This window comes from Maritimibacter harenae (assembly GCF_009882975.1).
Classification (GTDB): Bacteria; Pseudomonadota; Alphaproteobacteria; order Rhodobacterales; family Rhodobacteraceae; genus Maritimibacter; species Maritimibacter harenae.
Window position 1 is genome coordinate 109,375 of the sequence record NZ_WTUX01000005.1, and the last position, 12,735, is coordinate 122,109.

At 66.3% G+C, this 12,735-nt stretch carries 11 protein-coding genes; 5 read left to right on the forward strand and 6 right to left on the reverse strand.

The genetic code is table 11. From position 1 onward, the window contains the following. Positions 1–74 precede the first annotated feature (74 nt). Entirely contained in the window at positions 75–677 is a 603-nt protein-coding gene (locus GQE99_RS02230) for a hypothetical protein (RefSeq protein ID WP_161349948.1), read from the reverse strand. A 106-nt stretch (positions 678–783) separates the two neighbouring features. Here GQE99_RS02230 and GQE99_RS02235 point away from each other — a divergent pair, with 106 nt between their 5' ends. The 3 genes from GQE99_RS02235 to GQE99_RS02245 all read left to right on the forward strand — a co-directional run bounded on the left by GQE99_RS02235 (position 784) and on the right by GQE99_RS02245 (position 2,943). Beyond that, positions 784–1,653, forward strand: a complete 870-nt coding sequence (locus GQE99_RS02235) for an S-methyl-5'-thioadenosine phosphorylase (RefSeq protein WP_161349949.1) — start codon at positions 784–786, stop codon at positions 1,651–1,653. A gap of 11 nt (positions 1,654–1,664) precedes the next feature. Beyond that, positions 1,665–2,324 (forward strand): DUF2927 domain-containing protein, encoded by a 660-nt coding sequence (locus GQE99_RS02240; protein ID WP_161349950.1) that lies wholly within the window; start codon positions 1,665–1,667, stop codon positions 2,322–2,324. An 88-nt stretch (positions 2,325–2,412) separates the two neighbouring features. Continuing rightward, positions 2,413–2,943: an adenine phosphoribosyltransferase gene (locus tag GQE99_RS02245; protein ID WP_161349951.1), complete on the forward strand. Its 531-nt coding sequence runs from the start codon at positions 2,413–2,415 to the stop codon at positions 2,941–2,943. Positions 2,944–3,074: 131 nt separating this feature from the next. Here GQE99_RS02245 and GQE99_RS02250 read toward each other — a convergent pair whose 3' ends face one another. The 4 genes from GQE99_RS02250 to GQE99_RS02265 all read right to left on the reverse strand — a co-directional run bounded on the left by GQE99_RS02250 (position 3,075) and on the right by GQE99_RS02265 (position 8,978). After that, a complete protein-coding gene (locus GQE99_RS02250; RefSeq protein ID WP_161349952.1) occupies positions 3,075–4,493 on the reverse strand; it encodes an FAD-binding oxidoreductase in 1,419 nt (472 codons plus the stop codon). A 37-nt stretch (positions 4,494–4,530) separates the two neighbouring features. Continuing rightward, on the reverse strand, positions 4,531–5,358 hold the full coding sequence (locus tag GQE99_RS02255; RefSeq protein ID WP_161349953.1) for an MBL fold metallo-hydrolase: 828 nt from the start codon (positions 5,356–5,358) through the stop codon (positions 4,531–4,533). A 73-nt stretch (positions 5,359–5,431) separates the two neighbouring features. Continuing rightward, the gene (locus tag GQE99_RS02260; protein WP_161349954.1) at positions 5,432–7,648 is read right to left on the reverse strand and encodes a polysaccharide biosynthesis tyrosine autokinase; all 2,217 of its coding nucleotides are present in this window, start codon (positions 7,646–7,648) and stop codon (positions 5,432–5,434) included. A 214-nt stretch (positions 7,649–7,862) separates the two neighbouring features. After that, on the reverse strand, positions 7,863–8,978 hold the full coding sequence (locus GQE99_RS02265) for a polysaccharide biosynthesis/export family protein (protein WP_161349955.1): 1,116 nt from the start codon (positions 8,976–8,978) through the stop codon (positions 7,863–7,865). Positions 8,979–9,504: 526 nt separating this feature from the next. On the opposite strand from GQE99_RS02265, the gene GQE99_RS02270 reads away from it, so the two are divergent. Continuing rightward, positions 9,505–9,861 (forward strand): SPW repeat protein, encoded by a 357-nt coding sequence (locus tag GQE99_RS02270; protein ID WP_161349956.1) that lies wholly within the window; start codon positions 9,505–9,507, stop codon positions 9,859–9,861. 183 nt (positions 9,862–10,044) lie between these two features. Then, a complete protein-coding gene (locus GQE99_RS02275; RefSeq protein ID WP_161349957.1) occupies positions 10,045–10,755 on the forward strand; it encodes a response regulator transcription factor in 711 nt (236 codons plus the stop codon). Here the strand turns inward: GQE99_RS02275 and GQE99_RS02280 are convergent. Continuing rightward, positions 10,718–12,691 carry a PAS domain-containing sensor histidine kinase gene (locus GQE99_RS02280; protein ID WP_161349958.1) on the reverse strand — a complete coding sequence of 658 codons (1,974 nt, stop codon included), beginning with the start codon at positions 12,689–12,691 and terminating at the stop codon, positions 10,718–10,720. The two genes, GQE99_RS02275 and GQE99_RS02280, sit on opposite strands and share 38 nt — an antisense overlap. Positions 12,692–12,735: the final 44 nt, after the last annotated feature.

A 12,735-nucleotide genomic window follows, 5' to 3' on the forward strand; every position in this document is an offset into this window, starting at 1 on the left:
TCTAACGCGGTTGGATGTTCAAGCCACCCAAATATCGCCGCGTCGCAGAAAAGGCCACCCCTGCCCGACCGCGATCAGGCCACCCGCGAGAGGTAGGCCTGAACCGTGAACCATTCGCCGACATAATACGCGGCGACCTTGCCCAGGGTGACGAAGACGACCCATTCGGTCAGCTGCGTCTCGTTCATCAGGATCACCGCGCCCAGCGCCACGAAAGCGTTGCGGATGGCGATCACCCAAAGGGCCGTCCGGGTGAAATCCGGTGCATGGGCCCATCGGGGACAGAGCATCGCGAGATCCTCGTTGTCGCCCATAAGGACGCCGACCGAGAAGACGAGCCCGTAGAGGATCGAACCGGCGATCCAGACCGACTGGATCATCCATGCCTGTGTCGACAGGCTCGAGGCCAGGATGACGAAGACCAGGAAGGCGGACATGCCGATCACGGCGGCCTTCTGCGGGGTCCCGTGGGCCCGGTCGTAGAATTCGGGCATTCGGCCGATCAGCCAGAACAACGTGCCCGAGGCAAGGGCGAACCAGAGCGGCAGGACGGGAAAGCCCATCCAGACAAGGTCCAGGTCCGCGACGGCCGACCAGACACCGAAGGTGACCAGAATCGGCGCGAGGTCGCGGGGCGGCGGCGGGGTCAGGGTATGAAACGCTTTCTGTATCAACATGGTGGTTCTCCTACCCCCCGATTTGGACCTATTCGTGAACCGATTGCGGCTTGTCTATGATCACTGTGGCTGGTTCACTCCCCCAAGGCGCGACAGGAGGGCAGAAATGGACACGATGATCGGCGTCATTGGCGGGTCGGGGCTATACGAGATCGAGGGGCTCGCGGACGCCGACTGGGTCACGCTGGAAACCCCCTTCGGCGATCCCTCCGACCAGATCCTCACCGGGACGCTGGACGGCGTGAAGATGGCCTTCCTGCCAAGGCACGGGCGCGGCCACGTGCATTCCCCGACAACGGTCCCCTACCGCGCGAATATCCATGCATTGAAGTCGCTTGGCGTCACCGACATCATCTCGGTCTCGGCCTGCGGGTCGTTCCGCGAAGAGATGGCGCCGGGCGATTTCGTGATCGTCGACCAGTTCATCGACCGCACCGTGTCGCGTGAAAAGAGCTTCTTCGGCTCCGGTCTCGTGGCCCATGTCAGCGTTGCCCACCCGGTCTGCATGCGGCTCGCCGCCGCCTGCCAGGCGGCCGCGGAAGCCTCCGGCGTGAGTGTCCACATGGGGGGCACTTACCTTGCCATGGAGGGGCCACAATTCTCGTCCCTGGCCGAATCCAAATTGTATCGGGAGGTCTGGGGCTGCGACGTGATCGGCATGACGAACATGCCGGAGGCCAAGCTCGCACGCGAAGCGGAGATCGATTACGCCTCCGTCGCGATGATCACGGACTACGACAGCTGGCACCCGCATCACGGCGAAGTCGACATCGCGGACATCATCGCCACGCTGGGGGCGAACTCCGACAATGCCCGCGCGCTGATCGCCCGCCTGCCCAAGCTTCTGGGCACCACGCGCGACACCTGCCCGCACGGCTGCGACCGGGCGCTCGACTTCGCTGTGATGACAGCGCCGGAAAAGCGCGACCCCGACATGGTGGCCAAGCTCTCGACGATTGCCGGCCGGGTGCTGTGACGCCGGCCGCCTTGGCGCTGGCGTTTGTCTTGCCGGGGCTCGCGCTCGCCCAGGAATACGTCGAGGCGACCGGCCCGATGCGCGACGAGGATTTCTACCGCGCGGTCGCCTGCGGCGCGCCGCCGGGCGGCGGCTGCACGAAGGCGATGGTCAAATGGGACCGGGCCTCCCCCATTCGCGTCGCGGTCCGCCGGATCGACGACGCTTACCTCGGGGGCAAGAAACTGCGCGCCGCCGCCGCCCTGGAACGCGCGATCCAGGCGCTGAACGCGGCCGACGCCGGCGTGCGGCTTGCCCAGGTCGCCCCGGACGCGGAGGCCGAGATCGAGATCTTCCTCTTCGACCTGGAACGTGGCGACCCCATCACCGGCACGGGGATCGACGGGGTCGACGGCTCACCGCTTGGCGGGGCCTCGACGCGTATGGTGTTCGAACGCGCCACAGGTCACATCCGGCGCGTGGCGATCGTCTTTTCGACCACGCTGAACATCCGCGCCTATGAAAGCGTGATGCTCGAGGAGCTGACCCAGGCGATGGGGCTGATGACCGATATCCGCAATCCGTATTACGACGCGATCTCGGTCTTTTCGCAGGACGCCAACATCGCCAAGCAGCTCGGTGAGCAGGATATCATGGCGCTGCGGCGCCACTACGGGACGGACACCCGGTGACGCGGCCCGTTGCAAATGCGAACGTGCATCCGGCGCGGCGCTGTTCTATGTGGTCGGCCGATCGAGACAAAAAACACGAAGTGAGCCGATGAAGACCGTCAAGGATTACATCCGAACCATCGTGGACTTCCCGCATGAGGGCATCATGTTCCGGGACGTGACCACGCTTTTCGCCGACCCGCGCGGCTTCCGCATGTGCATCGACCAGATGCTGCATCCCTATGCCGGCACCCGGATCGACAAGGTCGCGGGGCTCGAGGCGCGCGGCTTCATCATCGGGGGCGCCATCGCGCACCAGCTGTCGGTCGGCTTCATCCCGATCCGCAAGAAGGGCAAGCTGCCCGGCGCGACCGTGAGCGAGGCCTACCAGCTGGAATACGGCGAGGCGGTGATGGAAGTGCACGACGACGCGATCCAGCCGGGCGAGAAGGTGCTGCTGGTCGACGACCTGCTGGCCACCGGGGGCACGGCCGCGGCCGGCATCAAGCTCATCGAGCGGCTGGGCGGCGAGGTCGTGGGCTGCGCCTTCATCATCGACCTGCCGGAGATCGGCGGTCACGCGAAGCTCGAGAAGATGGGCATGGACGTCCACGCCCTCTGTGCTTTCGAAGGCGCGTAAACCAAATCGAAAGGTTTGGGGGCTATCCCTGACAGCGTCTGCAAGATCTATCCCGCTTGCATGATAGCACGTTCCCCGTGCCGCGCGCCCCGTCCGTCCCCCCGGCGGGGCGCGTCTCCTTTTCCGGCCGCTCACTCGGCGAGCATCACGCCCGGGTTCATGATCCCCGCCGGGTCGAGCGCCGCCTTGATCGCGCGCATCGCGGCAAGCTTCGCCGGATCGCCGTAACGCGCCAGGTCGCCCACCTTGAGACGCCCGATGCCGTGTTCGGCCGAGAAAGAGCCGCCCATTTCATCCACGAGATCATAGATCGTTCCGGCCACCTCGGCACGCCGGTCGGCATAGGCGTCGCGGCTTTCGCCTCGGGCCGGGAAGATGTTGTAGTGCAGGTTGCCGTCGCCCAGGTGCCCGAACGCGTTGATGCGGAAATCGCCGAGCGCCCGCACCGCGTCCCCCGCCCGATCGAGGAAGGCGGGGATCTCCGACAGCGGCAACGAGATGTCGTGCGAGGACACCGCGCCGATCCGGCGGTTCGCCTCCGGGATCTCTTCGCGCATCTGCCACAGGCCCGCGCGCTGGCCCTCGGACTGCGCGATCACCCCGTCGGACACCAGCCCCGCCTCGAGCGCGGCTTCGAACAGCCCGGTGAGCGCGGCGTCCGGGTCATCCCCGGCGCCCATGCCCAGGTCGATCAGCACCGACCAGTCCGGGATGGGCGTGAGCGGGCAGCGCGCCGGGCACTCGGTCTCCTCGAGGAACCGGGGCCCCTGCCCAGAGATGAGTTCGAACGCACTGATCCCCGGGCCGATCCGTGATCCCGCGAGCGCCAGCAGCTTGAGCGCCGCCGCCGGGCTTTCGACCGCGAACAGCGCGGTGCCGCTGCGCGCGGGGCGCGGAAAGAGGCGCATCGACGCGGCGGTGATGACGCCGAGCGTGCCTTCGGCCCCGATCAGCAGCCCCCGCAGGTCATAGCCCGTGTTGTCCTTGCGCAGCCGTTTCAGCCCGTGCCACACCGACCCGTCCGGCAGAACCGCCTCGAGCCCGAGGCACAGCTCGCGCGTGTTTCCGTAGCGCAGCACGTTCACGCCGCCCGCATTGGTCGCAAGCACACCCCCCAGCCGCGCCGATCCTTCGGAGGCGAGCGACAAGGGAAAGAGCCGGTCGGCCTCTTCCGCGGCCGCCTGCAGGGCGGACAGGATCACGCCCGCCTCCGCGATGGCGACGTTTTCTTCCGGGTAGATGCCGCGCATGGCCGTCATCCGTTCGAGCGACAGGATCACCGGCGCGGGCCCCTCGGCCCGGATCTGCCCGCCGACCAGCCCGGTGCCCCCGCCGTAGGGCACGATCCCGACGCGCGCTGCCTGCGCCTGGCGCACCACTTCGGCCACCTCCTCGGTCGAGCCGGGGGCCACCAGAAGCCCCTCCCCCCCGTGGAACAGGCCTCGGGGCTCTTCCAGGTAGGCCGGTGTGAGATCGCGGAACGCGGTCTCGGGCATGCGTGCGCGCAGGGTGTCGGCAAAAGCCGCGTCGGCAGGGTTCAAATCGCTCATGGCAGGTTGAATCGCACTCCGCGCCGCGCGGGGCAAGTCACTCGCGCATCAGGCCGGGCTGCAAGAGCATGACCGTGGGGCGCGTGGGCAGCGAATCCATCGACAGGGTGATCTCCCCGATCCCCGCATCGACCACGTCGTAGCCGCCTTCCTGCATGCCTTCCATGAAACGGTCGAGCGTGAAGCGCCCGAACCAGTGCATGGGGATGACCACCCGCGCCCTCAGCCGCTCCATCACCTTGAGCATGCTGCGGGTGTCCAGCGACGTGCCGCCGTCGACCGCCGCCATCACCACGTCGAGCCGCCCGATCTCGGCATACTGGCCCGCGTCCGGGATGTGGTGGAGGTGACCCAGGTGGCCGATGCAGAGCCCCGCCACCTCGAAGACGAAGATCGAATTGCCATCCTCGACCACGTTGCCACCCCCGTTCGAGCGGATGTCGGTGTGGACGTTGCGGATCAGCGCCTCGCCGAGGTCCAGGTCATACGCGCGCTCCCCATCCGCGTTCGCCCAGCCCTCAAGCACGTGCGGAATGTCCGGGTCGGGCGACCAGGTGAAATGGCTGACGTGGGCGTTGTTCATCGTCACCACGTCCGGGATCAGGTCGGCGCCGCCCTGGTCCCCGGTGTAGTCGGTGATGAAGTTCAACCCGCCCTCGGTCTGGATCAGGAAGGCTGCGTGCCCGATGTAGCTGATGCGCACGCTGTCGGGGGCCACCGGATCGGTGTAGGCCGCGCGATGCACGAAAGGCAGCCCGGCCTTCTGGGCCAGCGCGTGGCAATGGGACGGGATGCGTCCCTCCTGCGCCAGGGCGGGCAGCGCGGTCAGGACAAGCGAGGCGGCAAGGGCGATCGGTCGGAACATATGGCCATCCTGCCATGCCCCGCGACAAACGCGGCTCAACTCACCGTGAGAAAGGGGCCGGCCGCCCGCCGGTTCAGTCGCTGCTCTCGTCGCGCCCGTACTTGTAGCGGTACCCGCCGTAATAGTGGCCGTATTTCTGTCCGTAGCGGCCATAGCGGCTCTTCGATTCGTCGTACTGGTTCAGGATCGCCCCCGACAGGCGCACGCCCGCGGTCTGCAGCGTCTTCTGGGCCGAGAGGATCTCGGGTTCCGTGGTGACGAGGTGGCGCACAACCAGCATCTTCATCCCGACCTGTTGCCCGATGATCGTGGCGTCCGCGGCCACGAGGACCGGCGGCGCATCGACGATCACCAGGTCGTATTGCTCGTTGGCCCAGGCCAGGAGTTCCTCGAAGGCCTTGCTGTCCAAAAGCTCGGTCGGATTGGGCGGGAACCGCCCGGTGGCGAGGAAGTCGATCTTCTCTTTTTCGTAGGTCTGGATGCAGTCCTTGTTCTTGCCCGTGAGCACGTCGGACAGGCCCGGATGGTCGCGATCCAGCCCGAAATACTTGCGCAGGAAGCCGCGGCGCATGTCCGCGTCGATCAGCAACACCTTCAGCCCGGACTGCCCCGACACGATGGCGAGATTGAGCGAGATGAAGGATTTGCCGTCACCCGGTGCGCAGGACGAAACCATCAGGGTCTTTGACTCGGCCGAGGCCATCGCGAATTTCAGACCCGTGCGCAGGCCGCGCATGGATTCCACGATCAGGCTTTCGGGGTCGTGCAGGGCGAGCCCGTAGCGCTTGTCCGCCGCCCCGATCCCGATCGTCTGCGGCGCCTTGTTGATGGTCGCAAAAAGCGGCAGGCCCAGCGCCTCGATCTCGCGCCCGTCTTCGACACCGCGGCGCAGGGCGTTGAGGGCGAGCGCGCCGAAGGCACTCAGCACAAGGCCCAGTAGCCCGCCGAGCGCCGCCGGCATCAGGCGGTTGGGTCCGACCGGTTCGGCGATTTCGGCGGGTTCGAGAACCCGGATGTTGCCCACGGTGCTGGCCTGCAGCACCCGCAACTGCTCCACCCGCGCCCGCAACTGCTGCTCGAGCGCGCGCGCCTTCTCGACGCGCTGGACGAGGACCGCGAGGTCCTGCTCGACCTCGGGCAACCGCGTGAGCTCCCCCCGGATCTCTTCCAGCCGCTCCTGGTAGCGCCGTTCCTCTGCCTCGATGGCGCGCACGTCGGGGTGGTTGATCGTCAGGTTCTGAAGCAGTTGTTCCTTCTGGAACTCCAGTTCGTCGATGCGCGACTCCATCTCAACGGCGGTGTTGAGAAGCTCCTGCGTGCCGGCGGCCAGTTCCACGATCTCGCTGTTGCGGCGGAACTCGGCAAGCTCCTTGTTCGCTTCTTCGAGTTCGATGGCATTGTCGGCGAGCTGTTCCTCGATGAAGGCGATGCTGTTGTCGATCTCGGCCGAGCGGCGCCGCAGGTTCTGGTTCATGTATTCGCGGATGACCGCGTTCAGAAGCGGAACGGCCTTGGTTTCCTGCGCCGTTTCATAATCGAAATCGACGATACCGGTGTCTTCACGCTCGCTGATCTTCAGCCCTTCGCGGATGCGCTCGACGGCTTTGCGCAGGGGCTGCTGGTAGATGAGGTATTCGCGGCCGGTATCCGCTGTCATGTCCGACACGACCATCGTGCCGTCGTTCGGCAGGGCCAGCTCTTCGCCCACCCGTCCGGACAGGACGTCACCGTTGGGCAAGGCGAGCGCGTAGGTCTCCGGGCCTTCGACGGTCAGGCGAAACGGGTTGGCCGGGTCGCTTTCGGCGAGATCGAAGATCGACACGTCGATCGACTCCCCGGCCCGCGCGTGTTCGGGGGCGAGCACGTCGTCGAGCACGGGCAGGTCGTAGCGTGCCAGCGCATCGCCGACCACGGGGAAGCCTTCCGGAATGACGATGGTCTGCTCGCCCAGCCGTTCCACCACCGGTTGGAGAACAAGGCGCGAGCGGATGACGTGGACCTCGGTCTCGAGCCCGCTGTCCTGCGACTGGAGCCCGGTCAGCAGGTCGCCCACCAGCTCGGACGGAAGGAAAACCTTGTCGGAACGCTGCTCGATCTGGACCAGGGCGCTCGCGCGGAAGATGCTGGGCGGGATCAGGCCCCACGCCGCCCCGAGGAGCGTGCCCAGAACCACGAAGAAGAGGATCATCCACTTGCGCGCCAGAAGCTGGGCAAGAAGATCCTTCAGGTCGATTTCGTCATCCACGTCGGTCGAGGCCATCGTGTTCGCACCGGCGCTGTGTTCAGTCATTATTCATTCGCCTCAATTAGACGTGCCCGAAAAGGAGCGTTTTCAAGTGGCGGGTCCGCTAGGGGTGTGTTGCCCGCAAAATGCCCCGGAAGAAAGGTTTTTCCCGGAATTCGGCGCCGGGTATTCGAAATATCTCGGCTACGCGCACCAGTAAGGCGGCGTTCGTCCCGCGCCCGGCGGTCCCCGCCGAAGGGTCGTCCTGTGGGAAATGCGATCAAGGCGTAAAGGCGTCGACCAGTGCGCGGCCCTGCACCACCGCCGAGACGGCCGAGGCGACCTGCCCCACCGTGTCGTTCCAGCGCGCGATCGGGTCCGTGGTCACGAAGACCACGTCCATCGGGGCCATCATGAACTGCGATGTCAGGATCAGCGTCGAGGCATCCGTCAGGTCGAACTGGAACACGTCGAAGCCCTTTTGCCGGCCCGGCGGGCGGCGGAAGACGAAGATGCCGCGCGCGTTGGCGCGAACCTGGTCGATCCCGCCCTGCCCCGCGAGGATCTCGGTCAGGTTGCGCGGGGCGGAGCCGAGCAGCACTTCACCTGTCTCGATCTCGCCGAACACGAAGACCTTGTTGTCGTTCATCGCCGGCACGACGACCATGTCGCCGGGCAGGATGAGCGGGTTCTGCCCGCGCGCGCCGTAGTCCACGAAGGACTGAAGGTTCACGATGTAGGTCTTGCCGTGGCGGCGGATTTCCACGCGCCGCAGGTCCGAGTCCGGCTCGGTCCCCGCCTGGTTGAGAAGGTCGAGCAGCCGCATCGGCACGTTGGTCAGCGTGACCGCGCCCTGGTTCGTCACTGCCCCCACGACCGACACGCGGTGCGCGTTGAATTCCTGTACGTCGACCTCGACCTGCGGATCGGCGATGTAGACGCTGAGCTTCTGCTCCAGGATCCCGCGAATCTGCGTGGTGGTACGGCCGACAGCGGTCACCATGCCCACGAAGGGATAGAAGAACTGCCCCCGCTCGTTCACGATGGGCCCCTCGACGATCGCGTCGCCGTCGCCGGAGACGCGCCGTTCCGGTGTGCTCCAGGTCTGCACGCGCAGCTGGTCACCCACCCCGACGGGATAGGCGTAGACGCCCGGATCGCTGGGCGGGTTGGACTCCACCGACAGGATCGCGGCACCCTTGGTGTCGCCGTATTGTTCGATGTTCTTGGTGGAGATGCGGATCACGTTGATGCCGCGCTCGGCTAGGGGTTCCTGCGCTTCCTCGGAAACCGGGAAGGTCATCCCGCCGGCGCAGGCCGAAAGGCTGGTGCCGGCAAGAAGCGCGAGCGCGGTGCGCCGTGCGATCTTCGCGTTTCGAGGATTGTCTATGCTCACACCACCACCCCTAGGATTCTTTTCTGTCTGCCGACACAATATCTACCATCAAATTTCTGCAGGCGCGAACCCCGCGAAGCCGGGCCTGTGCCAGTGTTGCGCCTGCGCCCCAAGTCGATTTATGTCGGCGGCTCCCCGCACGCGCAACAGCTGGAAACCCTGTCCACCGCCTTTTTCGCATGGAAAAATGCAAGGGGGGCGGTTCGGCAACGCCAAACGTGCGATTTGGTATAAGAGGCGATCGGGCGCCCGAATTTCGGCCTACGCCTTTTGGTGAATACGTGCCCCCTTCGAAAGAATGTGTCGGGTCCGGAGGCAACGCATGCGGGGACTTCGCGATTCGCGCCAAGGGGTAATTTGAATAGTCCATGCACAATTTCAGGTTGTGCCCCGCGATCACCCATACGCCGCCGCGCCGCGCGCATTATTCTGTCCGCGGTTGTCGGCCGTCAATGCCACGCCCGCAAAGGCTGAAATGATGGAGGCGCGCGATGGACACATCGCGTGCAACACGGAGACCTGAACCATGAACAAGATACATTGGCAGGACGTCATCACCCTCATCATCGGCCTGTGGATCATCGCCTCGGCCTTCTTCCTGGGACCGACCCTCGCCGAGGGCGAGGCGTTCCCCATGAGCGGCTGGAACTTCCTCGCGACCGGGGCCGTGGCCGTGATCCTGGGCGGTGCGGCGCTGTTTTCTTTCCAGAAATGGGAAGAATGGCTCACGGCGCTGGTCGGGGCCTGGCTCGTCCTTTCGCCCTGGGTGCTCGGATACGCGACCGAAACGGCATTGGTATGGAATGCCATCGTCTCGGGCGGCATCCTCGTCGTGATGGGGCTCTGGACCTCGTTCGAGGAAAGCGAGAGCGCCATCTTCTGAACCGGCGCGGCCGCAGCCCTGCGGCCGCCCGCCCGAAGCCACGCGTGACAACGTTCGCGCGATGGGCCGTCGATTGCCACGCGATGCCCTGATCGGCATTATTGGATCAGCCGATCACTTGGCGGGCGCATCGTGCAGATGGGCACGAACGCCGGTCCGGGCCGAAACGACACGCGGGGGACCATGTTCAAGAAAACAATCCTGGTCGTCGACGACGAGGCCGAGGTCCGGTCAATTCTGCGCAAACTTCTTGAAACCGAAGGCTGGCGGGTCCGCGAGGCCGCCGACATGAACGGCATGATCGCCGAACTCGACGCCGGCGGGGTCGACCTGGTATCACTCGACCTCGAACTGGGGGACGGCGACGGGCTGTCTCTGGCGCGCGATCTGCGGGCGAAACAGAACATTCCGGTCGTCATCATCAGCGGCCACGGCGCGCCGGACACCCGGGCCCAGGGGCTGGTCGCCGGGGCCGACGATTTCATCGTGAAACCCTTCGACTCCCGCGAAGTCGTCATCCGCATCCACCGCGTGCTCGATCGTTACGAACGCCCGAAAAGTCCCGCAGAACTGTCGATCGACCACGCGCGGGTCGACCTCAAACGCGGCCGGGTCGTCCACCACGACGGCCGGAGCGAGGATCTCACCCCGTTCGAGGCAAAGCTCCTCGAACTGTTCCTGAAGCATCCCGAACAGGTGATAAGCAGGGACGAGATCAACCGCGCGCTCCACGGGCGCGAATGGTCGCCCTACGACCGCACCATAGACGGGCACGTGGCCCGTCTCAGGCGCAAGATCGAGCCGGACGGCGACGCCCCGCGGCTGATCCGGTCGGTGCGTGGCGTGGGCTACGTCTTCATACCGGAGAACGAGAGCGGCACGCTTCAGCCTTGAGCGCGCGCGCCACGGCCACGGCGAGCGTGTGCAGCGTGTAGGGCTTGGGAAGGAGCTCCATCGCGATGTCGCCCGTCATCCGCGCGTCCTCGCGCAACGAGGTATGACCGGAGGTGAGAAGCGCGGGGATCTTGCGGCCCTCGGCGCAAAGGTGTTCGACAAGATCGATGCCCGTCTTGCGGCCCGGCAACACGACATCCGAGAACACGAGGTCCACGGGCTCGCCCCGTTCGACGAGCGAAATCGCCTGGTCGGCCGAGCCCGCCTCGATGACCGCGTATCCCAGCGCCTCGAGCCGGTCGAGCACGCTTTCGCGCACCAGCGGGTCGTCCTCGACCACCAGCACCAGCTCGCCGTCGCCACGCGGCATGTCCTTGGACAAGGTCCCCGTCTCGAGTTCCGGCATGTCCACGCGCGGGAAGTAGAGGGTCACGTCGGTGCCCGCCCCGACCTCGGAGTCGATCCTGAGAAACCCGCCGGCGCGCGACAGCATCGTCGCGACGCTGGTCAGGCCAAGGCCGCTGCCCCGGTCGGGCATCTTCGTCGTGAAGAAGGGCTCGATCGCCTTCTGGGCCACGTCCGGGCTCATCCCCGCGCCGGTATCGGTCACGGTGAGCCAGACGAAATCGCCGGGCCGCCCGCCCGGGATCTGACCCGCGTCCGCGGCCGTCAGGCGCCGCGAGCCGGTGGAAATGCTGATCGTTCCCCGGTCCGCCGTCGCCTCACGCGCATTGAGCACGAGGTTGAGGACGGCCCCGTCGAGCTCACCGCGGTCGAGGAAAATCGCCCCCTCGGGCGCCCCCGGCACGAAGGTGGTGTGCGCGTCTTCGCCCAGCACCCGCTCGAGCATGGTCCAGGTGCGCGTGAGGTGTTCGTCGACGGCGAGCGCGCCTGGCCGCGGCTCGCGTGCCCCCGACAGCGACAGAAGCCGGCGGGTGAAGCTTGCGCCGAGCTGCGTCGCCTCGGTCGCGCGGCGCAGGTGGTCCTTCATCGCCCGGTCCACGGTCTGGTCCGAGGCGAATTCCAGGTTCGACATGATGACGGTCAGCAAGTTGTTGAAATCATGCGCGATCATACCCGCCATGCGCCCCACGGTCTCGAGCCGCTGCGCCGAGTCCAGCGCATTCGACAGGCGCGCGCGTTCCGTCCGGTCGAACAGGACGCCGATCCCGCGCACCGGGCGCCGCGCCGCGCCCTCGCCCGTGTATTCGACCCGACCCTTCAGCTCGAAATGCCGCCGCATTCCGCCGATCTCGGGGGCGAGTTCCAGGCTGAAAAGCCCGGTGCCCGTCGGGTCCAGAACGTTGTCGCGCAGCCTGCGCAGTTCCACCTGGTCCTCGGGCGCGGCGAGCTGGATGAATTCTTCGATCGTGTCGAACGGCCCCTCGGCGTCGAGCAGATCGTAGATCGTGGGCGAGACATAGATTTCGCCGGTGTCCGCGCGAACCTCGAACAAGCCGATACGGGCCACGTCCATCGCGTGGCTCAGACGGTGTTCGCTGGCCTCCATCCGGTGGCGCGCCTGCACGGCCTCGGTGATGTCCTCGGTCACCACGACGATGCCGGTCACCTCGTCGTCGGCGCCGTGGATCGGACGGATGGTCCAGCGTTGCCAGGTCTCGGTCCCGTCGGGGAGTGTCGTCCGGCTCTCTTCGTTGCTGATCGTCCGACCGGCCAGGCCGGCGCGGTGGGCGGCCCTGAGTTCCTGCGACATCCACGGGGCGATGTCGTACTGGCACGTCCCGATCAGCGTTTCACCCTGGAGCCGGAACGTCTTCACCCAGGCCTTCGATACGGCCACGTAGTTCATCGCCCTGTCGAACAGGGCGAGCGGGACCGGAAAATCCTCGATGAACGTGGAGAGCCGGAGTTTCAGGGAGTCGAGCGTTTCGCCCCCGAACGGCACCGGGCCGATGATGTCTTCGTCCTTGGGCATGCGATCGTCCCCCGCATCCGTGCCCTGCGCAGAACGTCACGCGT